We start from the raw sequence: 1408 nt of genomic DNA, 5'->3' as shown, positions 1-1408 counted from the left end.
CGTGAAGTCCTCGTAATAGCGGCCAAAGCTCTCGCGGAAGCGGTGTTCACCGACCTGTTTGACGTTCTGCACCATGGTGTTGTCTCCTGTGGGTAATAAAAAATAGTTGTCAGGCACGGGCGGCGTTGTCCACGATGCGCCGGGCCTTGCGCACCAGCGGCGCATCGACCATGCGGCCCTGGTACAAAAATGCGCCGCTGAACTGGCCTGCGGGCACGGCCTCGACCAACAGCTGGGCCCAGGCCAGTTCCTCAGGCGTGGGCGCATGGGCGGCGTGGATGCGGGCAATCTGCTGCGGGTGGATGGCGGTTTTGCAGTCAAAACCCAGGCCCAGCACGCGGCGGGTTTCGGTGGACAGGGCTTCGGGGTCCTGCAGGTCGATGTGCGGTACGTCCCAGGTTTGCAGACCGGCGGCACGGGCGGCATCGGCAGCAGCCTCCAGCGACTGTTGGGGCGTGGCGATCAGGTGCACTTGCGCATCCGCCAGCGCCGGGTCGCCGGGTTTGGGGGTTTCCAGCGCGCCACTTCGAAGCAGATCGGCCACAGGCCCAGGCAAATCAATGGCATAGCGCTCCAAAATTGATAGCGCCTCTGCACAGCTGGAGGCATCGGCTACCGTAGGGCCGCTGGCAATGATGGAGGGGTCGTCCCCCGGTACGTCGCTGATGGTAAGCGTGACCACCCGGGCCGGGGCACAAGCCAACGCCAGGCGCCCGCCCTTGATGGCGGAGAGGTGCTTGCGCACGCAGTTCATCTCAGCAATGTTGGCGCCGCTGGCCAGCAAGGCCTTGTTGATGCGCTGTTTGTCTTCCAGCGTCAGGCCTTCGGCGGGCAAGGTCAACAGCGCCGAGCCGCCCCCGGAGATCAGGCACAACACGAGGTCGTCTTGGGTCAAGCCCTCGGTCAACGCCAAGATGCGCCGGGCTGCGGCAAGACCCGCCGCATCGGGCACCGGGTGCGAGGCCTCAACGACTTCAATGCGTTGCTTCAAACCCGCCGGACGCGGCGGTATGTGGTGGTAGCGCGTCACGACCAGGCCCGAGAGCGGGGCGTCCTCAGGCCAGAAGGCCTCCACGGCTTGCGCCATGGCACCACCCGCCTTGCCAGCGCCCAGCACCAGCGTGCGGCCTTTGGGCGGGGACGGCAGGAAAGCGGCGGTGTTGTGCAGTGGCAGCGCCCGTTTCACGGCCACGTCATAGAGGTATTCCAGAAACTGGCGGGGTTCGGTGGCGGGATTTGGTGCGATCATTGAGTGGACTCCATCCCCTATTGTGCCCATTGACCATGACCACCCTGCTGATCAAAAACGCCCGTTGCATTGCCACTCTGGACCAGGCCGATCCCACCAGGGCACGTGAGTTGCGCGGTGCCTCGGTGTTCATCCGGGACCACCGCATCGAGGCCATCG

At 65.0% G+C, this 1408-nt stretch carries 1 protein-coding gene; it reads right to left on the bottom strand.

The annotated features are described in order from the left end of the window. Positions 1-109: 109 nt before the first annotated feature. Positions 110-1249: a glycerate kinase type-2 family protein gene (locus AC097L_RS24340; protein ID WP_479589298.1), complete on the bottom strand. Its 1140-nt coding sequence runs from the start codon at positions 1247-1249 to the stop codon at positions 110-112. Positions 1250-1408: the final 159 nt, after the last annotated feature.

This window comes from Rhodoferax sp. RT5P35, assembly GCF_056521385.1.
Note: the sequence above shows the minus strand (reverse complement) of the source record. Positions and strands in the feature narration are given on the sequence as shown.

Bases quoted from the DNA above. Each gene is read 5' to 3' on its own strand.
- AC097L_RS24340 (WP_479589298.1), bottom strand. From the start codon at position 1,249: ATGATCGCACCAAATCCCGCCACCGAACCCCGCCAGTTTCTGGAATAC.